General features: G+C 62.3%; 22 protein-coding genes. 13 read left to right on the top strand and 9 right to left on the bottom strand.

Annotated elements, in window-relative coordinates; all coding sequences use genetic code 11:
- Positions 1–61: 61 nt before the first annotated feature.
- The 7 genes from CK501_RS14245 to CK501_RS14215 form a co-directional block, all read right to left on the bottom strand.
- Positions 62–1,291 carry a DUF445 domain-containing protein gene (locus CK501_RS14245; RefSeq protein WP_095618412.1) on the bottom strand — a complete coding sequence of 410 codons (1,230 nt, stop codon included), beginning with the start codon at positions 1,289–1,291 and terminating at the stop codon, positions 62–64.
- A complete protein-coding gene (locus tag CK501_RS14240; RefSeq protein ID WP_095618411.1) occupies positions 1,288–2,037 on the bottom strand; it encodes a 16S rRNA (uracil(1498)-N(3))-methyltransferase in 750 nt (249 codons plus the stop codon). The genes CK501_RS14245 and CK501_RS14240 overlap by 4 nt, the downstream gene beginning before the upstream one ends.
- Before the next feature lie 7 nt (positions 2,038–2,044).
- Positions 2,045–3,397 carry an adenosylmethionine--8-amino-7-oxononanoate transaminase gene (locus CK501_RS14235; RefSeq protein WP_198949538.1) on the bottom strand — a complete coding sequence of 451 codons (1,353 nt, stop codon included), beginning with the start codon at positions 3,395–3,397 and terminating at the stop codon, positions 2,045–2,047.
- A 163-nt stretch (positions 3,398–3,560) separates the two neighbouring features.
- On the bottom strand, positions 3,561–4,442 hold the full coding sequence (metF, locus tag CK501_RS14230; protein ID WP_095618410.1) for a methylenetetrahydrofolate reductase [NAD(P)H]: 882 nt from the start codon (positions 4,440–4,442) through the stop codon (positions 3,561–3,563).
- A gap of 104 nt (positions 4,443–4,546) precedes the next feature.
- Positions 4,547–5,929 carry an adenosylhomocysteinase gene (ahcY, locus tag CK501_RS14225; protein ID WP_095618409.1) on the bottom strand — a complete coding sequence of 461 codons (1,383 nt, stop codon included), beginning with the start codon at positions 5,927–5,929 and terminating at the stop codon, positions 4,547–4,549.
- A gap of 78 nt (positions 5,930–6,007) precedes the next feature.
- On the bottom strand, positions 6,008–7,195 hold the full coding sequence (gene metK, locus CK501_RS14220; protein WP_095618408.1) for a methionine adenosyltransferase: 1,188 nt from the start codon (positions 7,193–7,195) through the stop codon (positions 6,008–6,010).
- Between the two features lie 54 nt (positions 7,196–7,249).
- Positions 7,250–8,242, bottom strand: a complete 993-nt coding sequence (locus CK501_RS14215) for a metalloregulator ArsR/SmtB family transcription factor (protein ID WP_095618407.1) — start codon at positions 8,240–8,242, stop codon at positions 7,250–7,252.
- A 183-nt stretch (positions 8,243–8,425) separates the two neighbouring features.
- Between CK501_RS14215 and tkt the strand changes: the two genes are divergently transcribed.
- From tkt to CK501_RS14190, 5 genes are all read left to right on the top strand, one after another.
- Positions 8,426–10,432 (top strand): transketolase, encoded by a 2,007-nt coding sequence (gene tkt, locus CK501_RS14210; RefSeq protein WP_095618406.1) that lies wholly within the window; start codon positions 8,426–8,428, stop codon positions 10,430–10,432.
- 14 nt (positions 10,433–10,446) lie between these two features.
- Positions 10,447–11,460, top strand: coding sequence for a type I glyceraldehyde-3-phosphate dehydrogenase (locus tag CK501_RS14205; RefSeq protein WP_095618405.1), 1,014 nt, complete (start codon positions 10,447–10,449; stop codon positions 11,458–11,460).
- Positions 11,461–11,697: 237 nt separating this feature from the next.
- Complete coding sequence (locus tag CK501_RS14200; protein ID WP_095618404.1) at positions 11,698–12,858, top strand: phosphoglycerate kinase; 1,161 nt, start codon at positions 11,698–11,700, stop codon at positions 12,856–12,858.
- A 37-nt stretch (positions 12,859–12,895) separates the two neighbouring features.
- Positions 12,896–13,960, top strand: a complete 1,065-nt coding sequence (fba, locus tag CK501_RS14195) for a class II fructose-bisphosphate aldolase (protein WP_095618403.1) — start codon at positions 12,896–12,898, stop codon at positions 13,958–13,960.
- Positions 13,961–14,024: 64 nt separating this feature from the next.
- Positions 14,025–15,848: a sensor domain-containing diguanylate cyclase gene (locus tag CK501_RS14190; protein ID WP_095618402.1), complete on the top strand. Its 1,824-nt coding sequence runs from the start codon at positions 14,025–14,027 to the stop codon at positions 15,846–15,848.
- Here CK501_RS14190 and CK501_RS14185 read toward each other — a convergent pair.
- Positions 15,827–16,894, bottom strand: a complete 1,068-nt coding sequence (locus tag CK501_RS14185; protein WP_095618401.1) for an AI-2E family transporter — start codon at positions 16,892–16,894, stop codon at positions 15,827–15,829. The genes CK501_RS14190 and CK501_RS14185 overlap by 22 nt on opposite strands.
- A 48-nt stretch (positions 16,895–16,942) precedes the next feature.
- Between CK501_RS14185 and CK501_RS14180 the strand changes: the two genes are divergently transcribed.
- The gene (locus CK501_RS14180; protein ID WP_095618400.1) at positions 16,943–17,563 is read left to right on the top strand and encodes a YigZ family protein; all 621 of its coding nucleotides are present in this window, start codon (positions 16,943–16,945) and stop codon (positions 17,561–17,563) included.
- Positions 17,564–17,567: 4 nt separating this feature from the next.
- On the opposite strand, the gene CK501_RS14175 is transcribed toward CK501_RS14180, so the two are convergent.
- The gene (locus CK501_RS14175) at positions 17,568–18,227 is read right to left on the bottom strand and encodes a hypothetical protein (RefSeq protein ID WP_095618399.1); all 660 of its coding nucleotides are present in this window, start codon (positions 18,225–18,227) and stop codon (positions 17,568–17,570) included.
- A gap of 164 nt (positions 18,228–18,391) precedes the next feature.
- Here CK501_RS14175 and CK501_RS14170 point away from each other — a divergent pair, with 164 nt between their 5' ends.
- The 7 genes from CK501_RS14170 to mnhG are packed head-to-tail and all read left to right on the top strand — an operon-like array spanning position 18,392 to position 24,135.
- The gene (locus tag CK501_RS14170; RefSeq protein ID WP_198949537.1) at positions 18,392–20,692 is read left to right on the top strand and encodes a putative monovalent cation/H+ antiporter subunit A; all 2,301 of its coding nucleotides are present in this window, start codon (positions 18,392–18,394) and stop codon (positions 20,690–20,692) included.
- Positions 20,689–21,126, top strand: coding sequence for a Na+/H+ antiporter subunit B (locus tag CK501_RS14165; protein WP_095618398.1), 438 nt, complete (start codon positions 20,689–20,691; stop codon positions 21,124–21,126). The genes CK501_RS14170 and CK501_RS14165 overlap by 4 nt, the downstream gene beginning before the upstream one ends.
- Positions 21,127–21,141: 15 nt before the next feature.
- On the top strand, positions 21,142–21,489 hold the full coding sequence (locus tag CK501_RS14160) for a Na+/H+ antiporter subunit C (RefSeq protein WP_095618397.1): 348 nt from the start codon (positions 21,142–21,144) through the stop codon (positions 21,487–21,489).
- Positions 21,489–22,991 carry a Na+/H+ antiporter subunit D gene (locus tag CK501_RS14155; protein WP_095618396.1) on the top strand — a complete coding sequence of 501 codons (1,503 nt, stop codon included), beginning with the start codon at positions 21,489–21,491 and terminating at the stop codon, positions 22,989–22,991. The genes CK501_RS14160 and CK501_RS14155 overlap by 1 nt, the downstream gene beginning before the upstream one ends.
- Positions 22,988–23,461 (top strand): Na+/H+ antiporter subunit E, encoded by a 474-nt coding sequence (locus tag CK501_RS14150; RefSeq protein WP_095618395.1) that lies wholly within the window; start codon positions 22,988–22,990, stop codon positions 23,459–23,461. Before CK501_RS14155 ends, CK501_RS14150 begins: the two co-directional genes overlap by 4 nt.
- Positions 23,462–23,521: 60 nt before the next feature.
- Entirely contained in the window at positions 23,522–23,758 is a 237-nt protein-coding gene (locus tag CK501_RS14145; protein WP_408607577.1) for a monovalent cation/H+ antiporter complex subunit F, read from the top strand.
- Positions 23,755–24,135: a monovalent cation/H(+) antiporter subunit G gene (mnhG, locus tag CK501_RS14140; RefSeq protein ID WP_095618393.1), complete on the top strand. Its 381-nt coding sequence runs from the start codon at positions 23,755–23,757 to the stop codon at positions 24,133–24,135. Before CK501_RS14145 ends, mnhG begins: the two co-directional genes overlap by 4 nt.
- The last annotated feature ends 27 nt before the right edge of the window (positions 24,136–24,162 follow it).

The raw sequence follows: 24,162 nt of genomic DNA, 5'->3' as shown, positions 1-24,162 counted from the left end.
TAGGGGAAGGTGATTCTATCGGCTGCACTCACTTTATGCGTTGGTCAGGATGTAAACAATTTCAAAACATTGTCGCCCCGAAGATGAAGGTCAGCTGCGCCAGCCCCGCCAGGAAACCCAGGGCAGCGCCGGCGGCGATCAGCTTGATCTCGTCCTCCTGGAAACAGGGCCGCAGCAGCTCCTGGAATTCCGCCGGTGAGAGTTCCTCCATGCGCCGGCGCATGATGTCCTCCACGGCGGCGGCCCGGTCGTTGGCGAACATGGGGTCGTCGAAGGTTTCGCTCGCGATCTCGATGGACAGATCGCCCACGCGCTGCTTGAGGTTGGCGAAGGAGGTGGGGCCGAAAGCCATCTGGGTGAAGGCCTTGCCCATGCCGGCGGTCTCATCCACCAGCTTTTTCATGTGCTTGCGCACCAGGTTGCGGGCGCGGTCGGCTTTCGGGCCGTTGAGAATGGCATCCACCAGGTTGCCCACGGTCAGGATCTCGTGGGTGACGATGTGGCAGAAGGATTGGGCCACCTCGGGCTGACGGCGCAGGAACTGGCCCTGCAGTCGGAAGGGGCCGATCTTCACGGGATAGAGTGGCCGGAAGATGAAATTGAGCGCGATCCAGTTGGTGGCCCAGCCCACCAGAAGCCCGAAGAAGGGCAGGATCCAGCCGGCCTGGAAATAGTACCAGACGATCATCTGGATGATGCCGAAGGCGAAGCCGAAGTAGAGCCCGGAGTTGATGATGAAGCGGAACTCCTTCTCGCCGCACTCGAGGAAGATGCGGTTGAGCAGGGAGCGGTCCTCGCCCAGCTGGGTGACCACCATGTTCTGGATGTCGAGCAGATCCTCGGCGTTGTTGGAGAAGTCATCAACCAGGTTGTCCACCAGTTCGGGGGAACGGTCCCGGACTCGCTGATAGACCATCTCCCGTGCTTTCTGGGGCAGGTTTTCCCAGAAAGTGGGGTGTTCGGCGAGCATGATCTCGTCCACGTATTCGTCGGTGCGTGGCACGGTGTGGTCCACGATGTACTGGGTCAGAACCCGTGGGTCGATGTACTCGAAGATCTCCTGGACAGTGCCAATCTTGGCGATGGTGGAGTCCACGGCAATGCGGGCCATCTTCTCGGCCTTGGAGGGAATGATGCCCTGCCAGCCCAGAAAGGGGCGGATGCCGATGAATTCCTTGGGGTAGAAGGTGAGCTTGATCGCCATCCAGTTGGTGATCCAGCCGATGAGCGCCGCGATCACCGGGATGCTCAGGTATTTCCAGAATTCCGGGTTGGTGAACAGGTCCGTCATTCAGCAGTTTCCTTACCGGAGGATTGGAAGTCGCCCCACAGCCACTGGCACAGGCCAATGGCGGCTACCGGCGCGGTTTCAGTGCGCAGTACCCGCGGGCCCAGGGCCAGGGGCGCGAAGCCCGCCTCGGCGGCGGCATCGAACTCAGAGTCATCCAGCCCGCCTTCCGGGCCAATGAGCAGGGCAACCGAGGTCGGCGTGGTGTCCTGGCCGCGGACGGGCTGGCCTTCGTGGTGGAGGACGAGCCGGACAGCGTCGTCACAGTGCGTGAGCCAGTCCGCCAGTTTCATGGGGGAGTGGATGGTCGGTATCCGGGCGCGGCCACACTGCTCAGCGGCGCTGATCGCCACCTGCTGCCAGTTCTTCAGGCGCTTGCGCTCGCGTTCCGGGTTGAGCCGCACCTCGCAGCGGGCGCTGTCCAGCGGCTGGATGGCGGTCACACCCATCTCGGTGGCCTTCTGGATGGCGTAATCCATGCGATCACCCCGGGACATGACCTGACCCAGGGTGATGGCCAGCGGGGATTCGGTGCCGGGGTCATGGGGCGACTCAACGTGTACGGTGAGCCGCTTGCGGCCGGCCTCGAGGATTTCCGCCGGGTAGTCCAGTCCGTCACCGTTGAACAGCACCACCCGGTCGCCTGCATTCATGCGCAGGACGGTACCGGCGTGATGGGCGGCGTTACCGGCAAGGGTGTGCTCGCCCGGCGCCAGAGCCTCCGGGGTGTGGATCCGGGGTATCCGCATCAGTGCCTCAGTCGCTGGTGGCCTTGTCGATGCCTTCGGTGGCCACGGTGGCCAGGTGCCGGATCTGGTCCTCGCTGATCACGTAGGGCGGCATGAAGTAGGTCACGTTGCCGAGCGGCCGCAGCAGGGCCTCGCGGGTGATGGAGTGCTGGTAGACGCGCAGCCCGCGGCGTTCCTGCCAGGGGAAGGGCTCCATGGTGTTTTTATCCTTCACCAGTTCCATAGCGAGGATCATGCCGTGCTGGCGGATGTCGCCCACGTGCGGGTGCTCGCGCAGGTGTTCCACGCTCTCGCCCATGATTCGGGCTTTCTCCCGGTTGCTCTCGATGACGTTGTCATCCCGGAAGATGTCCAGGGTCGCCCGCGCCACGGCGCAGCCGATGGGGTTGCCGGTGTAGCTGTGCGAGTGCAGGAACGCTTTCATGGTTTCGAAATCGTCGTAGAAGGCCTCGAAGACGTCGTCCGTGGTCATGGTGATCGACAGCGGCAGGTAGCCGGCGGTCAGGCCCTTGGACAGGCACATGAAATCCGGTGAGATCCCGGCCTGTTCGCAGGCGAAGAGGGTGCCGGTGCGGCCGAAGCCCACGGCGATCTCGTCCGCAATCAGGTGGATGTTGTAGCGGTCGCAGGCCTCGCGCAGTTTTTTAAGGTAGATGGGATCGTACATGCGCATATGGCCGGCGCACTGGACCAGGGGTTCGACGATGACGGCGCAGACGTTGTCCGCGTTCTCGGCCATCAGCTTCTCCATGTGCTCGAACTGGCGCAGGGCGTAATCCTCCCAGCTCTCGCCCTTTTCCCGGTAGAAGGCATCCGGTGCCGGGGCGGTGAGCATCTCCATCAGCAGGGGTTCGTAGGTCTCGCGATAGAGGCCCACGTCACTCAGTGCCAGTGCACCCAGGGTCTCGCCATGGTAGCTGTTGGAGATGTTGATGAAGTTCTTTTTCTGCGGCTTACCCGTGTTGCGGAAATAGTGGTAGCTCATCTTGAGCGCCACTTCGATGGCGGAGGAGCCGTTGTCGGCATAGAAGCAGCGGTTGAGCCCCTTGGGTGTGGCCTCGATCAGGCGTTCCGACAGGTCGATGACCGGCTCATGGGTGAAGCCCGCGAGCATCGCGTGCTCAAGCTGCTGGGTCTGCTGGTTGATGGCCTCATTGATGCGCGGGTTGGCGTGGCCGAACAGGTTCACCCACCAGGAACTGACCGCGTCGATGTAGCGGTTGCCGTCGAAGTCGTAGAGCCAGACGCCCTCGCCGCGCTTGAACGGAATCAGCGGCAGGGTCTCGTGATCCTTCATCTGGGTGCAGGGATGCCAGACGGCCTTCAGGTCACGCTCGATCATCTCGCGGTTGGATGTCACGACTGCCTCCCGGTGGATCGTTTACAGAATCATCAGTGGGGGAGTGATGATACGGGCCGGGGGCCGGGCATGGAAGGGCTGTAATGACGGGGAGAGGATGTAGGAGCGGCTACAGCCGCGACCGGGTCGCAGCCATGGCTGCTCCTACATGGAAGGGCGGTGTTCAGAATGCGATCTTTTCCTGTACCTCGTTGTCGAGGCCGAGGTTTTTCCAGATGCGCATGCTGGGGTCCGCCTGGTTCAGCGTGTAGAAGTGCAGGCCTGGTGCGCCAGCGTCGAGCAGCTGCTCGCACATGCGCGTGACCACTTCTTCGCCGAACTGTTTGATGGAGTCGGTGTCGTCACCGTAGGCTTCCATCTGCTTGCGGATCCAGCGGGGCACGTCCGCGCCGCACATCTCGCTGAACTGGACCACCTTCTGGAAGTTCACGATCGGCATGATGCCGGGAACCACCGGAATGTCCACGCCCATCTTCTCCAGCCGGTCGATGAAGTGGAAGTAACTCTCGACGTTGAAGAAGTACTGGGTGATGGCACTGTTGGCGCCGGCCTCGACCTTGCGCTTGAAGTTCATCAGGTCCGCTTCGGCGCTCTGCGCCTGCGGGTGGAACTCCGGATAGGCCGCCACTTCCAGGGAGAAGTGGTCGCCGCTGTGCTCGCGGATGTATTCCACCAGCTCGTTGGCATAACGCATCTCGCCATAGCCGGTGTTGCCCATGCCGGAGGGGATATCACCGCGCAGGGCCACGATCCGTTCCACGCCGCCTTCTTTATAGGCGTCGAGAAGGTCGGAGATGATGGCCTTGTCCGAGCCGACGCACGACAGGTGCGGTGCGGTCGAGATGCCTTTCTGGTTGAGCTCGATCACCGTGTTCTTGGTGCCTTCGCGGGTGGAACCGCCAGCACCGAAGGTGACCGAGAAGAATTCAGGTTTGAGCGTCGCGAGCTTGTCGCGTGTCTGGTGCAGAGTCTCAGCGCCTTTGTCGCTCTTCGGAGGGAAGAACTCAAAGCTGAAACGTCGCTTGAACTGCTTCTGACTTTTCATGGATCTGTTCCTTTCGGGCGCCTGGCCCGGTCAACCACTGATTCAGAACCGGGAAAGCCGGGGCCCGAAGACCCCGGCTGTCGCCTTGATGAATCCGCGTGGGATCAGTACTTGTAGGCTTCCGCCTTGAACGGACCGGTGACCGGAACGCCGACGTACTCGGACTGTTCCTTGGTCATGCGGGTAATGGTGCCGCCAAAGCCTTCGACCATGTACTGGGCAACTTCTTCGTCCAGTTCCTTCGGCAGGACGCGGACGTAGAGGTTGTCCTTCTTCTTGTCTTCCGGCAGATCGGCGAACTTGCGCTCGAACAGGTACATCTGTGCTGCAACCTGGTTGGCGAAGGAGCCGTCCATGATCCGCGACGGATGGCCTGTGGCGTTACCCAGGTTAACCAGGCGGCCTTCAGCCAGCAGGAAGAGGTGATCGTCCTTGGACTTGTCACGGTAGATCTTGTGAACCTGCGGCTTGATCTCGTCCCATTCCCAGTTCTCGCGCATGAACGCAGTATCGATCTCGTTGTCGAAGTGACCGATGTTGCAGACGATGGCGCCGGACTTGACCGCGGCCAGCATGTGCTTGTCGCAGACATCAACGTTACCGGTAGTGGTTACCAGAACGTCAGTGTCCTGCAGCAGCTGCTTGTTGATGGAGTCGGCTGTGCCCTTGTTCTCGCCGTTGATGTAGGGAGAAACCACTTCGTAGCCGTCCATGCACGCCTGCATCGCACAGATCGGGTCGATCTCGGAGATGCGAACGATCATGCCTTCCTGACGCAGCGACTGAGCGGAGCCCTTGCCAACGTCGCCATAGCCGATAACCAGCGCTTTCTTGCCGGACATCAGGTGGTCGAGTGAACGCTTGAGGGCGTCGTTCAGGCTGTGACGGCAGCCGTACTTGTTGTCGTTCTTGGACTTGGTAACCGAGTCGTTCACGTTGATCGCCGGCACCTTGAGGCTGCCTTCTTCGATCATGTGCTCGAGACGGTGAACGCCCGTGGTGGTTTCCTCAGAGATGCCGTGGCAGTTCTTGAGGATTTCCGGATACTTCTCGTGCAGCATCTCGGTCAGGTCACCGCCGTCGTCCAGGATCATGTTCGGTTCCCAGCCGTCAACGTCAGCACCGATGGTGCGCTCGATGCACCACTCGTACTCTTCCTCGGTCTCACCCTTCCAGGCGAATACCGGAACGCCGGTAGCGGCGATGGCGGCAGCGGCCTGATCCTGGGTGGAGAAGATGTTGCAGGAAGACCAGCGGACGTTGGCGCCCAGCGCGGTCAGGGTCTCGATCAGGACGGCCGTCTGTACGGTCATGTGGATGCAGCCCATCACGTTCGCGCCTTTCAGCGGCTGCTGGTTGCGATACTTTTCGCGCAGCTTGATCAGAGCGGGCATTTCGCTCTCGGCGATGGCGATTTCCTTGCGGCCCCAGCCGGCAAGGTCGATGTCGGCGACTTTGTAGTCAGTAAAATTACTGTCCAAAGGCATTGTTAATACTCCTGATTCATATGGGTAATTCGGTTGTGCAACAGGGCCAGCCGGCGGCCGGCCCTGTATGGCAGAGGTTTACTTGGCTGCAGCCTTCAGTTCTTCCGCCTTGTCGGTCTTTTCCCAGGGGAAGGTAGTGAAGGTCTGGCCATTGACGGTCTTCTGTTCCGGCTTGCGGCCGAAGTGACCGTACGCGGCTGTGTCGCGGTACATCGGATGCAGCAGATCCAGTTGCTTGGTCAGTGCATAGGGACGCAGGTCAAAGGTCTTGCGAACCAGCTGCTCGATCTTGCGGTCATCCATCTTGCCGGTGCCGAAGGTGTTGATGGAGATCGAGGTCGGCTCGGCAACGCCGATGGCGTAGGAGATCTGGATCTCGCACTTGTCGGCCAGGCCAGCTGCAACGACGTTCTTCGCGACGTAACGGCCAGCGTAGGCAGCGGAGCGGTCGACCTTGGACGGATCCTTACCGGAGAAAGCGCCGCCACCGTGGCGAGCCATGCCACCGTAGGTGTCAACGATGATCTTACGACCTGTCAGGCCAGCATCGCCTACCGGGCCACCGATTTCGAAGTTGCCGGTCGGGTTGATGTGGAACTTGGTGTCATTGTGGATCAGCTCGGACGGGATCACGTCCTTGACGATCTCTTCCATGACCGCTTCACGCAGCTGCTCCAGGGAAACATCCGGGCTGTGCTGTGTGGAAAGGACAACGGCGTCGATGCCGGTTACCTTGCCGTCTTCATAACGGCAGCTCACCTGGCTCTTCGCGTCCGGACGCAGCCAGCCAAGCTTGTTGCTCTGCAGCAGCTCAGCCTGCTTCTCACACATACGGTGCGCGTAGCAGATCGGAGCCGGCATCAGCACGTCGGTCTCGTTGCAGGCGTAGCCGAACATCAGGCCCTGGTCGCCAGCGCCCTGATCTTCCGGCTTGGAGCGGTCAACGCCCTGGGCGATGTCGACGGACTGCTTGCCGACAACGTTGATGAAGGCACAGGTGTTACCGTCGAAGCCAACGTCGGAGTGGTTGTAGCCGATGTCGGTGATCGCTTTACGCGCCACTTCTTCGAACTCAACGTTGGTGTTGGTGGTGATTTCGCCAGCGATCAGGCACATGCCAGTCTTGACGACAGTCTCACAGGCGACACGCGCATAGGGGTCGTCCTGGAGAATGCGGTCAAGAATGGCATCGGATACGGCGTCGGACAGCTTGTCCGGGTGGCCGGCTGTTACCGACTCGGATGTAAAGAGACTGTAGTCACTCATGCTTGCTTTCCTCCTTTTGAAGGTGGTTAAAGGTCATAGTGGGAAGCCGGTTCGCTAGCCCGTGAATTCCCTGACCTGGATCTGAAAACCATTGCGCAGACCGATGAACAGGGTTTCGCCCTGTTTCAGGCCAGCGTCTTCTGCCCATCCCGTGAGCTCTTCCGGCTCAAAGCCCTGCCAGATATCGCCGCAGTTGTCTCTGACCCAGCTCTGTTCGTGCCGGCAGAGTTCACTGACAATCATTCGGCCGCCGGGTTTCAGCAGCTGGGCGCTGTCGCGGAAGATGTTCGCGGGGCTGGCGACGTGGTGCAGCACCATGTTGGCCACCACAAGATTGAACGTTTCCCCGCGTTCAATCACATCAGGACACTCCCCGTGCACCAGGCGCACATTGGTGAGTTCCTGCTGTTCGCAGAACTGCCCGGCGCGGTCGAGCATGGCCTGGACGTTGTCCACAGCCACCACCTCGCCGAAGCAGTTCGCAAGAACCGGCAGGAAGGGGCCTTCACCCGGCCCGATCTCCAGCGCGTTACCGCTGCCGTCGCAGGCGTAGCGCCGGTGGACGAGTTCCGCCACCGGCTGCGCATAGCGCTGGTGATTGGCGATCAGCTCCTGTTGTTCCCGGAAGTGACGGGCGTAGCGCGCGAAAAAGACCTGGGACTGTTCCGAGCGTTGACGCCGTATCGTGCGGATCCGGTCCAGCAGTTCCTCGGTGAGCTGGATCTGGTCCACGGCCTCGAAGACCGAGCGAACCGCGGTATAGCGGGGTTCGTCTCCGACCCGAAGCAGTGGACGCCGATAGAAGGTGGCGTTGCCTTCCCGCTGGGGTTCGAGCAGTCCGGCCTGGGTCAGCACCTTGAGGTGATGGCTCATGCCGGACTGGCGCATGTTAAAGAGCCGGCACAGTTCCATGACCCCGAAGGTGTCTCGCTGCAGGACCCGGAGGATATCGAGTCTCAGCGGGTCGCCGGCGGCCTTGTAGAGGCTCCCCAGCGTGTGCAGCGCTGTTTCGGTATCTGCGGATTTGACGTGTGCCGTTGAATTCATTGCCCCTACTTTACGGTCGGGTCTGAACCGGGGTCAACAGCTATATCAAAAAAAATTGATATAGCGCTGCGTCAAAGGTCGGCTGACATTTGCCCAACAGGGTGGCGATCGGTGAAAATACGCGCCTCTTGAAACGGCCCCGTTGTGGGGCTGTATCCAATCAGCCAGTGGGAGACAATTCCGATGCCGTCGCGTAAAGACCTTGCCAACGCGGTACGCGCGCTCAGTATGGACGCCGTGCAGAAGGCGCAGTCCGGCCATCCCGGCGCGCCCATGGGGCTTGCCGACGTTGCCGAAGTGCTGTGGAACGATTACTTCAAGCACAACCCGGCCAACCCCTCCTGGCCCGATCGCGATCGCTTCGTGCTCTCCAACGGCCATGGTTCCATGCTCCAGTACAGCCTGCTGCATCTCACCGGCTACGACCTGGGCATCGAGGATCTGAAGCAGTTCCGCCAGCTCCATTCCCGTACCCCGGGGCACCCGGAATACGGCTACACACCGGGGGTTGAGACCACCACCGGGCCACTCGGCCAGGGTCTGGCCAATGCCGTGGGCATGGCACTGGCGGAGAAAAACCTGGCGGCGCAGTTCAATCGCGACGGCCACGAGGTCATCGACCATTACACGTACTGCGTTGTTGGTGACGGCTGCCTGATGGAGGGCATTTCCCACGAGGCGTCATCGCTGGCGGGGACCCTCGGGCTGGGCAAGCTGGTTGTGTTCTATGACGACAACGGCATTTCCATTGATGGCGACGTTAGTGGCTGGTTCACCGATGACACCGCCAAGCGCTTCGAGGCCTACAACTGGCAGGTGATTGCGGGCGTTGACGGGCATGACCCCGAGGCGGTGAAAAACGCGATTGAGAAAGCGCGGGGCAACACCGAGCAGCCCACGCTCATCTGCTGCCGCACCGTGATCGGCTTTGGGTCACCCGGCAAGGCGGGCTCCGAAAGCAGTCACGGCGCGCCGCTGGGCGATGATGAGATTGAGGCGACCCGCCAGAATCTGGGCTGGAATCACGGGGCCTTTGAGGTGCCGGATGACCTGTATCAGGCCTGGGATGCCCGCGAGACCGGCGCGGCGGCCGAGAAGGACTGGAATGAACGCTTCGCCGCCTATGAGAAGGCGTATCCGGAGCTGGCCGCTGAGCTCAGGCGCCGTCTGGCCGGCGAGCTGCCGTCTGATTTCTCTCAGAAGGCCCAGGACTACATCCGCCAGTGCCAGGAGGGGGGCGAGAACATGGCCACCCGTAAGGCCTCCCAGAAGACGCTCAATGCGTACGGCCCGGTTCTGCCGGAGCTGGTGGGTGGCTCGGCGGACCTGGCCGGCTCCAACAATACGCTCTGGAGTGACTGTCAGGCGATTACTGCTGGCGATGCCAGTGGCAACTACGTGTACTACGGCGTGCGCGAGTTCGCCATGACGGCCATTGGCAGTGGCATGGCCCTGCACGGTGGCGTGGTTCCCTATGTGGCCACCTTCCTGATCTTCATGGAATACGCCCGCAATGCCACGCGCATGGCCGCGCTGATGAAACAGCGCAACGTGCTGGTCTATACCCATGACTCCATCGGCCTCGGCGAGGACGGCCCCACCCACCAGCCGGTCGAGCAGCTGGCGACTCTGCGCCAGACCCCGAACATGAGCCTGTGGCGCCCCTGTGACACGGTTGAAACGGCCGTGGCCTGGAAGGCTGCCATTGAGCGCAGCGATGGCCCCACGGCCCTGGTGTTCACCCGTCAGGCCCTGGCACACCAGGATCGGGATGAGCAGCAGCTGGCTGACATCGAGCGCGGCGGTTACATCCTGTCGGATTCCGACGGCTTCCCGGAGCTCATCCTGATCGCGACCGGTTCCGAGGTGGCCCTGGCCCAGGAGGCAGCGACCCAGCTGCGCGATCAGGGCCGCCAGGTGCGGGTGGTCTCCATGCCGAGCACGGACCGGTTCGAGGCCCAGCCCGCCGAGTACCGCCAGAAGGTGCTGCCGGCCGAGGTCACCTGCCGTGTGGCGGTGGAAGCCGGCATTACCGACTACTGGTACAAGTACGTGGGCATGGAAGGGCGCGTGCTTGGTATGACCACCTTTGGTGAGTCGGCGCCGGCCGGTCCGCTGTTCGAGGCGTTCGGCTTCACCGTCGATAACCTGCTCGCCATCAGCGAAACCCTGCTGGACGACATGGCGTGAACGGAGGACGACCGATGCCGGCTCGGGTAGCGATCAATGGTTACGGGCGCATCGGTCAGTGCCTTCTGCGCGCGCTCTATGAGAATGGCTACCGCGACCAGCTTCAGGTCGTCGCCATCAATGAGCTTTCCGACCCGGAGACCATCGCGCACCTGACCCGTTTTGATACCACCCATGGGCGTTTTGCCGGTCAGGTGGATGTCAGCGGGGAGGGGCTGGTGGTGGACGGCGATCCCGTTCGGATCGTGCGTGAGGCTGACGCGGAGAAGCTGCCGTGGTCTGAAATCGGCGTCGATCTGGTGCTCGACTGCACGGGGTTGGGCGCGACCCGGGCGCAGGGGCAGAAACATCTCGATGCGGGAGCCGGCCGGGTGCTGTTTTCCCAGCCGGGGGATCCGGACCTGGACGCCACCCTGGTCTACGGGGTGAACCATACGACCCTGGGTGCCAGTGATCGCATTGTTTCCAATGCGTCCTGCACCACCAACTGCATCGTTCCGGTGATCCAGGCACTGGATGCGGCTTACGGGATCGAGCAGGGGGCGACCACCACCATCCATTCGGCGATGAACGACCAGCCGGTGATTGATGCCTACCATCACCAGGATCTGCGCCGGACCCGCAGTGCGTTCCATAACATGGTGCCTGTCGATACGGGACTTGCCCGGGGTATCGAGCGGTTGTTGCCGTCCATGGCGGGGCGGTTCAGTTCGGTGGCGGTGCGGGTGCCGACGATTAATGTGTCGGCCATTGATATGACGGTGTCGGTTCGGTCAGAGGCGGATACGGATTCGGTGAATGCGGTTTTGAAGGAGACGGCGGCTTCGTCGCTTGATGGGATTATCGGGTATACGGAGGAGCTGCTGGCGAGTACGGATTTTAACCATGATGCGCGTTCCGGGGTTGTGGATGCGGGGCAGACCCGGGTCAGTGGGGGACGGATGGTTAAGGTGTTGTGCTGGTTTGATAATGAGTGGGGGTATGCGAATCGCATGCTGGATGTGGCTCGGTATTGGGCTTCTCTCTAGTTTGCAGCGACCAGTCTGGGATGTGGCTGCAGGTGCCGAAGTGGGGGTGCCCTTTCCGGGACCGCTGTGAACCCATCCCTGGGCGCTGGCGCGGCGGCTTCCTGCCGCCGAGCCTCCCGGAAAGGGCACCCCCACTCCGTCACTCCGGCTTTGTTGGTATCGCTGCGCCGGGGAGCGGTTGTTTTAGGTAGGCTTTTGAAAATTCATCGTTAATCGCGCTTTTGAGGAATCGCACCAATGAGCATTAAACGCATGACCGACATGGATCTGAAGGGCAAGCGGGTTCTGATCCGGGAGGATCTGAACGTGCCCATCAAGGAGGGTGAGGTGACAGGGGATGCCCGGTTGCGGGCGTCGCTGGAGACGATTCGTGCGGCCCGGGATGCCGGTGGGCGTGTGATGCTCATGTCGCACCTGGGGCGTCCGGAGGAGGGCGTCTATTCCGAGGAGGACTCGCTGAAGCCGGTGGCGAAGCGCTTGGGTGAGCTGCTGGGCCAGCAGGTGCGTGTTCTGGATGACTACCTGGATGGCGTTGAGGTTGCCGAGGGTGAGGTTGTCCTGTGCGAGAACGTGCGCTTCAACAAGGGCGAGAAGAAGGACGATGAGGCGCTGGCGAAGAAGTACGCCGCGTTGTGCGATGTGTTCGTGATGGACGCTTTTGGCACCGCGCATCGGGCGCAGGCGTCGACTCATGGTGTGGCGAAGTTTGCGCCTGAGGCGTGTGCCGGGCCGCTGCTGGCGGGGGAGTTGGATGCGCTGACGAAGGCGCTGGAGCATCCGCAGAAACCGGTGGTGGCGATTGTGGGTGGTTCGAAGGTGTCGACCAAGCTGACGGTGCTGGAGCAGCTGTCGAAGGTGGTGGATAAGCTGATCGTGGGCGGTGGCATTACCAATACCTTCCTGGCGGCCAGCGGTAAGCCGGTGGGCAAGTCGCTGTGCGAGCATGACATGCTGGATGAGGCCCGGGCGCTGATGGAGAAGGTCGAGATTGCCCAGCCAACGGACGTGGTCGTGGCCAGTGAGGTGTCCGAGAGTGCGCAGGCCACCACCAAGAAGGTGGAGGATGTGTCCGGCGATGACATGATCCTCGACATTGGCCCGGAAACCTCCGCGGCCCTGGCCGAGGAGCTCAAGGGGGCGAAGACCATCATCTGGAACGGGCCGGTGGGTGTGTTCGAGATTGAGGCGTTCTCCCATGGCACCCGCAAGCTGGGCGATGCCATTGCCAGCAGCGATGCGTTTTCTCTGGCAGGCGGGGGTGATACCGTATCCGCCATCGATGAATTCGGTCTCAGCGACCGGATTTCCTACATTTCGACCGGCGGTGGCGCCTTCCTGGAGTTCGTGGAGGGCAAGACGCTGCCGGCCGTTGCCGTACTCGAGGAGCGCGGCGCCTGAGCGCCGCTACCAGACCTGATATTAAGGAGAGGCCGACATGGCACTGATTTCCATGCGACAGCTGCTCGACCATGCCGCCGAGCACGGCTATGGCGTTCCAGCGTTCAATGTGAACAACCTTGAGCAGATGCGCGCCATCATGATGGCGGCGAACAAGACGGACAGCCCGGTGATCGTCCAGGCCTCCGCCGGCGCTCGCAAGTACGCGGGCGCGCCCTTCCTGCGCCGCCTGATGGAAGGCGCGGCCGAGGAGTGGCCGCACATTCCGATTGCGGTGCACCAGGACCACGGCACCAGCCCGGCCGTGTGCCAGCGTTCGATCCAGCTCGGCTTCACCTCCGTGATGATGGACGGCTCGCTGGGCGAGGACGGCAAGACGCCCATGGATTACGACTACAACATGGGCGTGACCCGCAAGACGGTTGAAATGGCCCATGCCTGCGGCGTGTCCGTGGAAGGTGAGCTGGGCTGCCTGGGGTCGCTGGAATCCGGTGAAGCCGGCGAGGAAGACGGCGTGGGCGCTTCCGGTAAGCTCAGCCATGACCAGATGCTGACGGACCCGGAAGAGGCGGCACAGTTCGTCAAGGATACCCACTGTGATGCCCTGGCTATCGCCATCGGGACCAGCCACGGGGCCTATAAGTTCACCCGTCCGCCGACGGGCGACATCCTGGCCATCGACCGGATCAAGGAGATCCACGCCCGCATTCCGGATACCCATCTGGTGATGCACGGTTCCTCCTCCGTTCCCCAGGAGTGGCTCGATATCATCAACGAGTACGGGGGCGAGATTCCGGAAACCTATGGTGTGCCGGTGGAGGAGATCGCCGAGGGCATCCGCCACGGTGTGCGCAAGGTGAACGTTGATACCGACCTGCGCCTGGCGGCCACCGGTTCCGTACGCCGCTTCCTGGCCGAGAACCCGGCTGAGTTCGATCCGCGCAAGTTCATGAAGGAAGCACTGGCCGGCATGTACGACGTCTGCGTGAAGCGCTATGAAGCCTTCGGCACGGCGGGCAACGCCAGCAAGATTACTCCGATCAAGCTTGAGGACATGGTCAGCCGTTACGACAGTGGTGAGCTTGACCCGAAGGTCAACTGATCGGTGACGTTAATGCCACAAAGCCGGGTGTGAATCGCGCCACAATCTGGTTTAGGCTTTATGCATGCTGACCGTGCATGGAATCCGTCTGACCAACATTGTGGCGCTGCTTGTCCTGGCGGTGTGCGTCCTCATGGCTGCTCCTGCCAGCGGGAGCGTGGATATCCGCGAGCATCACCGGCTGCCGCTCGAGAATGAACTCCAGTTCCTGGAGGATCCGGAGGGCGGTCAGGACCTGGAGGATGTGCGCGGGCGCGATGACTGGCGACAGCTCGACGGCCACACCTTCAATCGCGGCTATTCGGATTCCGCCTGGTGGCTGCGGGTCCGTCTTGCCAATGACGGCAAGACGGACCTGGAGCGGTTTCTCTCCATTGGCTACCCGGTTCTGGGCGATGTGAGGGTGTATGCGCTGGCCGATGGTCAATTGCGCAATTCCTGGCAGCTGGGGCACGATTACCCCTACAGCCAGCGTCCCGTGGATCACCGCTTTTTCGTAGTGCCCCTTGAGTGGGCGCCGCAGGAAACGCTGGATGTCTACGTTCGCGTTCGTACCGACAGTTCCGTTCAGGTGCCCGTGACGCTCTGGGACCGCGTAACCTTCCGCAGTCACGACATCACCGCCAATATTCTGCAGGGCATTTACTTCGGCGCTTTTCTGGTGATCGGCGTCTACAATTTGCTGCTGTTCTTTGCGCTGGGTGAGCGCAATTATCTGTACTACGTCGGTTTCGTGTTCAGCATTGCGTTGTTGATGGCATCACTAACCGGCTATGGGTTCCAGTATCTATGGCCGGGGGCAACGCAGTGGAATGATCAGGCGATCCTGATTTTCATCTGCGGGGTTCTCGGCTTTGCCGGCCTGTTCACGCGGCGTTTTCTGGAGCTGAATCGCCTGTCTAGCTGGCTGAATGGCTTCGCCCTGCTGGTTATCGCAGCCAGCAGTATCTGTGCGGTCCTATCGTTTTTTCTGAGCTATTTCTCGCTGATCTCAGTGTTGATCCCCCTGGTGGTGCTCGGTTGCATGGTGGCTTTCATAGGTGGCATCTACGCTTGGTATCAGGGCCAGGTCACCGCCAAATATTATGTGATGGCCTGGTCTTTCGTGCTGGCCGGAGGCGCTATCCTGGCGCTGTCCAAGGGCGGAGTACTGCCGTCGAACTTCTTCACCGATCATGCCGCCCAGCTGGGCTCCATCATCGAGGTGGTGCTGCTTTCGTTTGCGCTGGCCCAGCGGATCAACGTTGAGCGTCAGCTCCGCTATCAGGCCCAGTCCGAAACCCTGGAGACGGCGCGGCGACTCAACCGGGAATTGGAGGACCGGGTCCGGGAACGCACCCAGGAGCTGGAGGAACTCAACCAGAGGCTGAATGAGCTGAGTGTCACCGATGGGCTGACAGGGCTGCGCAACCGTCGTTTTCTGGATGCGCAGCTGCGCCAGGAGGTGGATCGGGCACGGCGCACCGGGCGGTCCATGGCCGTTGCCATGCTGGATATCGACCACTTCAAGCTGGTTAACGATACCTACGGCCACCAGACGGGGGATGAGTGCCTGAAGATGGTCGGCGAGATCATTCGCGCCAACCTGCGCTCACCCCAGGATACGGCGGCCCGGTATGGCGGCGAAGAGTTCGCCATGATTCTGCCCGAGACGGATGAGGAAGGCGCAATGCGGGTTCTGGAGCGGATCCGTCAGGAGGTGGCCGCAGCGTCGATTTCCTGTGAAGGGGTCACACTGCAGATGACGTTGAGCGGTGGCGTCACCATCCAGCGCGATGCCGAGGCCGTCACGCCTGAACAGCTTCTGGCCGAGGCGGACGGGGCGCTGTATCGCGCCAAGTCCGGAGGGCGGGATCAGGTGTGTGTCTACCGGCCCTCGGCCTCCTGATCCTCTGGGTGCTTGAAGTCGCGGATGAAGATGCCCCAGAAGGCGGTGAACAGGGCCGCGATCAGGGGGCCGATCACGAACCCGTTGATCCCGAAAAGGATCAACCCGCCGAGGGTTGAGAGCAGCACCATATAGTCCGGAAGCTTGGTGTCTCGCCCGACCAGCACGGGCCGCAGCAGGTTGTCGATGAGCCCGATGACCACGGTTCCGAACAGCACCAGCACAATGGACTGGATCCAGTTGCCGATGGCGAACAGGTAGATGGCCGCCGGCACCCAGATCAGGCCCGCCCCCACTGCCGGAATCAGCGACAGAACGCCCATGACGACGCCCCACAGCACCGCTGCCGGCAGTGACAGGGCCCAGAAGATGAAACCGCCGAGCAGGCCCTGGATGGCGGCGATGACCACGTTGCCCTTGATGGTGGCGCGGGTCACCTCCGCGAACTTGCCAAGCAGCAGCTGCTCGCGCTCCCGGCTCAGCGGCACCGCCTGGCCGATGAGCTCGCGCAGGTAACCACCATCGCGCAGCAGGAAAAACGCCAGATAGAGCATCACCCCGAAGTGGATGAAAAAGCGGGCGGTGTTCTGGCCGATGTTCAGTGCCGACTGGGCGAAGAACTGCCCGCCTTCCATGACGGCGTTAACCGCGCGCTCACGCAGAGATTCGATATCCACGCCGAAGGATTCAAGGGCCGTGCCCACAAAGGGGACCGTCTCGCCAATTCGGTCCATGAAGGCCCGCGGGTCGATCTCCCCGGCCTGGATCTGCTGGTACAGGTTGACCCCCTCGAACACAAAGGAAGCGGCTACAAAGAGCGTCGGCAGGATCACGATGGTCAGGCAGAACCCGAGCGTGCCCAGTGCCGTCAGATTCGGCCGCTCGCCCCACAGGCGTGTAAAATACCGCTGCGCCGGGAAGAAGATGATGGCAATGGCGCAGGCCCAGAAGATGGCGCCGAAGAACGGCTGCATCAGGTACAGGAAAAGCGCGGTGACAATGAGCAGCAGGAACAGGAAGCTGCGCTGTTCGAGGCGTGCCTGCATGATGTGGCCCCTTCCCTGATTGATGAAAGGCAGAGGATACTGCGGCCCATGACCGATGCACAAACCAGCGGTGTTACCTGGCCGGTTCCGGCCCGCGAAGCCGAGGCGGAAACGCAGGTCCGCAAGAGCCGCTTCATTGCCAGGGCGGCCCCGGCCGCCAGCCGGGAGGAGGCGCTGGCACTGGTTGAGCGGGCGCGCCTGGACCACCCCGAGGCCCGGCATCACTGCTGGGCCTATGTGATCGGCGCGCCCGGGAGGGCCACCAGTGCCGCCATGAATGACGATGGGGAGCCGTCGGGCACGGCGGGCCGGCCCATTCTCAATGTCATTGAGCACAAGGGGATCGGGGATGTGGCAGTGGTCGTTATCCGCTATTTCGGGGGCGTGAAGCTGGGCGCGGGCGGCCTGGTGCGTGCGTACGCAGGCGCGGCCGAGGCGGTGCTGTCGTCGCTGGAGCTCGAACATCGGGAGCCGCGGGTGAGCCTTCAGCTGGAGATCGGTTTTGCGGATGAGCAGCCTTTGCGGCTGGAACTGGAACGGCTGGGCGGCGAGCTGGCGGCCATTGAATATGGACAGGGCGTTTCGGTGCAGGTGTCGGTGCCGGCGACGGCCCGGGAGGCCATCGACTCATGGGCCGCCGGGCGTGGCCTCGGGGTAACGGAACTCTGACCCCCTAGAAGCGCAGGTGGGCGCCGATACCGTTGGCCGTCAGGTAGACATCTGTTTCCACTTCCACTGCAGCCTGCCCGATACCGATCACACTGGATTCACTCATGGTCCGGGGGAAGGTCCAGAGCTTGATTTCGTTGACCAGCATTCCGGTCAGGGCCACCTGCAGCGCGTCATCATGGCGGCCATCCTCCTCGGCAATGGCGTGATAGGCGCCGCCATTGACGATCAGTGACCCCAGGCGCCCGCGCCAGCCCGTGCGGCTCTGCTCGGCCTGGGCCAGTGCCCTCGCATTACGGCGGGCGTCAGCCAGTGCGCCGGAGGCGTCGCGATCAATGGCATGGTGCTCGCGGTAGGCCGCCAGGTGGGGCGGTGCCTTGATGATGGTATCCAGCAGACCGAGGGTTGAGGTGATCGCGCGGACACGTCCGTCGTACTCATCCGCGTCCGTGTCGGCGCCGGCACTGGAGAGGGCACTGAACACAGCGGAACCGGCAAAGAACAGGCTCCAGCGCTGGCGCCATGTCTGGGCGCTGTCCAGACCCTCCGCCATGACCCGGTCCAGGGCCTGCCAGTCCGGTTCTGGCTGGGCACTGACGGGCGGGGCTGTGGCTGCCGCTGTCAGTACAGTGACGGCCATCAGCAGGCGTTTGGATGTGACCATGGAACCTCCGGGGCAGCTCGGACTTCAGGTGAACGCCGCGCATTGTGGCGCAGTACATTCCACGATGATGTGATGGGCTGCACCGAACCGGCGTTTCTTGCTATCGATCAACGCGCTCCGGTATCCTCCTCCGCAATGTCCAGCCCTTGGAGCACCCCGCACTGATGCTGCTTGCCGTTCTTTCCGGATTCATACTGGCTCTGTTTGCCCCCCTGATCTGCAGGGTAGCCGGTGACCGGTGTGGCTGGGTGTTCGCACTGCTGCCGGCGACGCTTTTCGTGTGGTTTGCCGGGCTGCTTCCGGAGGTCATGGCCAATGGGGCTCAGGTGGTGCGCTATCCGTGGTTCCCGGCCATGGAGATCAACCTGGATTTCCTGATCGATGGCCTGTCGCTGATGTTCGCACTGCTGATCAGCGGCATCGGTACCTTCATCCTCATCTATGCCGGCGGTTACCTGAAAGGCCACCCCTATCTGGGCCGCTTCTACGTGGTCATGCTCAGTTTCATGGCCTCGATGCTCGGGCTGGTGCTTTCGGACAACCTGGTGACGCTTTTCGTGTTCTGGGAGCTGACCAGCATTACCTCCTACCTGCTCATCGGTTTTGAGCACGAGGACGTCAAGGCCAGGGCCAGCGCCCTCCAGGGTCTGTTCGTGACGGTGGCGGGGGGGCTGGCCCTGATGGCCGGTCTCATCATGCTGGGCACCGTGGCCGGGTCGTACTCACTGAGTGGCGTGCTCGCTTCGGATGCGGACCTGATCGGGCACGAATGGGCCGTGCCCATGCTGCTGTGCATCCTGGCAGGGGCGTTCACCAAGTCGGCCCAGGTGCCGTTCCATTTCTGGCTGCCCAACGCCATGGCCGCCCCCACGCCGGTCTCGGCCTTCCTGCATTCGGCCACCATGGTCAAGGCCGGGGTCTATCTGCTGGCACGATTGAACCCGGCGCTGGGCGAAGCGGAGCTGTGGACGCTGCTGCTCAGCCTGTTCGGTGGCCTGACCATGTTCACCGGTGCCTTCATGGCCATCACCCATACCGGGGCGAAGAAGGTACTGGCCTATTCCACCATCATGGCGCTGGGTACCCTGGTGATGCTGATCGGCATCGGGACCCATTACGCGTTGGTGGCGTTCGCGACCTTCCTGGTGGCGCATTCGCTGTACAAGGGCGCGCTTTTCATGATCGCCGGCATTCTCGATCACGAGACCGGAACCAAGGATGTGGCGGAGATGGGTGGCCTGGCGCCGCTGATGCCGGTGACCGCGGTGGCCGCGGCGGTGGCGGCGCTGTCGCTGGCGGGACTGCCGCCACTGCTTGGTTTCGTGGGCAAGGAACTGATGTTCGAGGCGGTGCTGGAGGCGCCGGCCTGGCGGATGCTGCTGCCGGTGCTGGCCTTCGGGGCCGGAATCGGTGTGATGGTGGCGGCAGGCATCATCGCCATCAAACCCTTCTACGGGAAGCGCCTGGAAACCCCGAAGCACCCCCATGAGGCGCCGGTTTCCATGCTGGCGGGGCCGGTAGTCCTGGCGGGACTGTCGCTGCTGTTCGGTGTGGCCCTGTTCATTCCGGAGCAGACCCTGGTGGCGCCGGTGGTTGCCTCCCTGGGCGGGACAGCGGAGAAAGTGCATCTGGCCCTCTGGCACGGTATCAACATGCCGCTGATCCTCTCCTTGGGCTGTCTGGTGGTGGCAGGGGTGATACTGCGCTTCTGGTCCCGTCTTCAGCCACAGCTGGATGTTCTGCGTGAGGGGCTGGGGCGCTTTGGCCCCGAGGCGGGCTACTTCCGGATCATGGAATGGCTGACCCGCATCGCCACCTGGCAGACGCGGGTGCTGCAGAACGGCACCATGGGCAACTACATGATCACGCTGGCGCTGACCACAGTCGGCATCACCGGCTTCACGCTCATCACCCAGTACGGGGTGCCGCTGCGGCTGCCGGTTCCGGATTCCGGCTTTGCCGCGGGCATCGCCCTGCTGATGATTGTGTCCGCCTTTTTTGCCACGGGGACGGTCTCGCGGCTCGGCTCCGTGGCCGCCATGAGCATCGTCGGTTTTGCGGTGGCGCTCATTTTCATCCTTTTCAGTGCGCCGGATCTGGGGATCACCCAGATCCTGGTTGAGACCCTGACGGTGATCCTGCTGGTTCTGGTGCTGTTCCGGCTGCCCGGTTTCACGCGCATGTCCTCACCCCTGGAGCGCTGGCGCGACATCATCGTGGCCGTGCTGGTGGGCTCGCTCATGACGGTACTGATCCTGGCGGCAACCGAGGTCCAGTTCTTTGAACCCATTTCGGCCGAGCATGTGGCCCGCAGTGTCCCGGATGGCCACGGCCGCAACATTGTCAATGTGATCCTGGTGGACTTCCGGGCACTGGATACCCTGGGCGAGATCTTTGTGCTGGCCCTCGCGGCCGTTGGCGTCTACTCCATGATCCGGCTCAAGGCGGAGGATCAGACAGCATGAGGGAAGCCAATACACTGATTCTTCGAACAGCGGCGCTGATTCTGGTCCCCATGCAGCTGCTGTTCTCGGTTTTTCTGCTTCTCCGGGGCCATGATGAGCCCGGTGGTGGCTTCATCGCCGGGCTGGTGGCTTCAGGGGCCGTGGTGCTGTTCCTCTTCTCATATGGCGTCAGCGCCACACGCGAGCTGCTGCGGGTGGATCCGCGTGATTTTCTGGGCGTCGGGCTGCTCATCGGCCTGGTCTCGATACTGCCCTCGCTGATGCTGGGCCAGCCGGCCATGACCGCGCAGTGGTGGGAGATTCCGCTGCCGGGGGGCGGCTACTACAAGTTCTCGACGCCGCTGATTTTCGATGTCGGCGTCTATCTGACCGTAATCGGTTCCATTCTCACCATGGTGGTGGGCCTTTCCGAGTCGGAGGAACCCGATGTCTGAGTGTGGAGTCTGCTGATGGAAACACTGATGGCCTACATCGTGGGCGCGATGTTCGCTGCCGCGGTGTACATGATGCTGCGCCGTTCCATCGTCAAGCTGGTGATTGGCCTTATGCTGCTGAGCAATGCGGCCAACCTGCTGATCTTTACCGTGGCGGGGATGCGCCAGGGGGCACCGCCGCTGGTGCCCGAGGGCGCGCAGATGCCGGCCTCGGCCGTTGCCGACCCGCTGCCACAGGCGCTGGTCCTGACGGCGATCGTTATCGCTTTCGGTGTACTGGCGTTCTCTGTAGTGCTCATCCACCGCGCCTATGAGGTGGTTGGTACGGATGACCTGGACCGGATGAAGGATACCGATACCTGATGTCCCTGGCTGTTGCTCCCATTCTGGTTCCACTTTTCTTCGGCGCCCTGTCGCTGGCGCTGTGGCGCTACCGTATCGCCCAGCGTGTGCTTGGACTGGTGGGGACCCTGGCACTGCTGGCGGTGGCCATACGCCTGTTCCAGGTGGTGCATGCCGAGGGCATGGTGGTGCTGCATATGGGCGGCTGGGCCGCGCCGCTGGGCATCACTCTTGCCGTGGATATGCTGGGGGCCATCATGGTGGTGCTCACCGGCATAACGGGCCTGGCGATCGCGCTGTTCTCCATGGGCGACACCCCCGAGCGCCACGAGCATTTCGGTTACTATCCGCTGATGCACCTGCTGCTGGCGGGGGTGGCGGGCTCCTTTGTCACCGGCGACATATTCAACCTCTACGTCTGGTTCGAGGTGATGCTGATCGCTTCTTTCGCGCTTCTGACCCTTGGGGGAGAGCGGGCGCAGATGGAAGGGGCGATCAAGTATGTGACCCTGAACCTGTTCTCCTCGGCCATCTTCCTCTCGGCAGTGGGCATCCTCTACGGGCTGCTCGGCACCCTGAACATGGCGGACATCGCCCAGAAGATCGATCAGGTGGAGAACACCGCCATGATCAATGTGGTGGCGGTGATGTTCATGGTGGCCTTCGGCATCAAGGCCTCAGCCTTCCCGCTGTTTTTCTGGCTGCCGGCGTCCTATCACACGCCCCTGGTGGGTGTGTCCGCGCTCTTCGCCGGGCTGCTGACCAAGGTCGGGGTCTATGCGCTGTTCCGGATGTTCACCATCGTCTTCGACCATGACGTGGCCTACACCCATGAGATCCTCGTCTGGGTGGCGGGGCTGACCATGCTGTCCGGCGTACTGGGCGCCGCGGCCCAGTACGAGTTCCGGCGGATCCTGTCGTTCCACATCGTCAGCCAGATCGGGTATATGATCCTGGGGCTGGCGCTGTACACGCCGCTGGCGATCATCGGCGGGGTCTTCTACATCATGCACCACATCATTGTTAAGACCACGCTTTTCCTGGTCAGTGGTGTGACCTATCGGATCGCGGGCACCCATGAGCTGAAGGACCTGGGCGGGTTCTTCCGCAGCCGGCCGATGCTGTCCGTGCTGTTCCTTATCCCGGCCTTCTCGCTGGCCGGTATGCCGCCGCTTTCCGGGTTCTTCGCCAAGTTCATCGTTATCCGCGCCGGCGTCGAGGCGGAGGCCTGGGGGGTGACCGCCGTGGCCCTTCTGGTGGGGCTGCTGACACTGTATTCGATGACCAAGATCTGGGCGGAGGTTTTCTGGAAGGCGGCTCCGGATACGGAATCCGGGGAGCCGGCCGGGCAGGGCAGTACCGTCGGACTGGGCTGGATGTATACCGCCATTGCCGGGCTGGCGGCCTGTACCGTGTTCATCGGCCTTAACGGTGAACCCATCTATGCGCTGGCGGAGACAGCGGCGGAGCAGCTTCTGAACCCGGATCGCTATATCCGGGCGGTACTGGAGGCGCGCCCATGATTGCCTTTTTCTGGAATGTGATCCTGGCACTGCTGTGGGTGGCTCTGACCGGCAGTTTTTCCGGGGGCAATCTGCTGGCGGGCTTTGTTTTCGGTTATCTCGCGCTTGCCGTCATGCAGCGCCACATACCGGTGCTCCATGGCTACTCCCAGAGGGTGCCGAGGTTCATGGCCTTTGCCTTGTTCTTCCTGAAGGAGCTGTTTGTGGCCAATGTGCGGGTGGCCTATGACGTCATCACCCCGGTGTGGTACATGAAACCGGGCGTGATCGCCATGCGGCTGGAGGCGGAGAGCGACATCGAAATCACACTTGTGGCGAATCTGATCTCGCTGACACCGGGCACGCTGAGCCTGGACGTCTCGGACGACCGTAAAGTGCTCTACATCCATGCCATGTTCATGGCCGACGAACAGGAACTGCGCGACAGCCTGCACGAGCTGGAGCGCCGGATCCTGCGTGTGCTGCGCTAACGTGATCGGCTGCGGGGACTCGATACGATGAACAGCTTTGTGCTGACACTGGTTTACTCAATGCTGGCGCTGGCCATGCTGATGGCCGCCATCCGGCTGGGCAAGGGGCCCTCCCTGCCGGACCGGGTGGTGGCGATCGAACTGATCAGCTCCATGGTCGTTGGCATCATTGGCGTGCACGCGCTGGATACCGGGGTGCTCAGTTTTCTGGATGTGGCGATCGTGGTGGCGCTGGTGGCTTTTCTGGCGTCCATCGGCTTTGCACGCTTTATTGAGCGGGGGGGACCACGCGAATGATGGACCTGATCATTGCCGTATTCCTGATCAGTGGCGCGGCCTTCATGCTGCTGGCGGCACTGGGTATCCTGCGCCTGCCGGACCTGCCCACGCGCATGCACTCCTCCACCAAGGCTGGTGCCATGGGGGCCATGCTGATCATGGTGGGCGTTGTGATCGGATTCGCCGAGTGGCTGGCGCTTGCGCGTGGGCTGGCGATTGTCCTGTTCATCATGGCGACGACGCCCATTGCCGCCCACGCCATCGGGCGTGCGGGCTATATCATTGGCGTGCCCCTCTGGGACGGCACCATCAAGGATGAGCTGCGCGAGAACTACGACACCCGCACCCATGGCCTGCGCAGTGATGCGGCGGACCAGGACGAGCCACGCCTCTGATCTCCTGCTGACTTCCCGGTACTGAGC

This window comes from Halovibrio salipaludis, assembly GCF_002286965.1.
Lineage (GTDB): Bacteria > Pseudomonadota > Gammaproteobacteria > Pseudomonadales > Oleiphilaceae > Halospina > Halospina salipaludis.
Note: the sequence above shows the minus strand (reverse complement) of the source record. Positions and strands in the feature narration are given on the sequence as shown.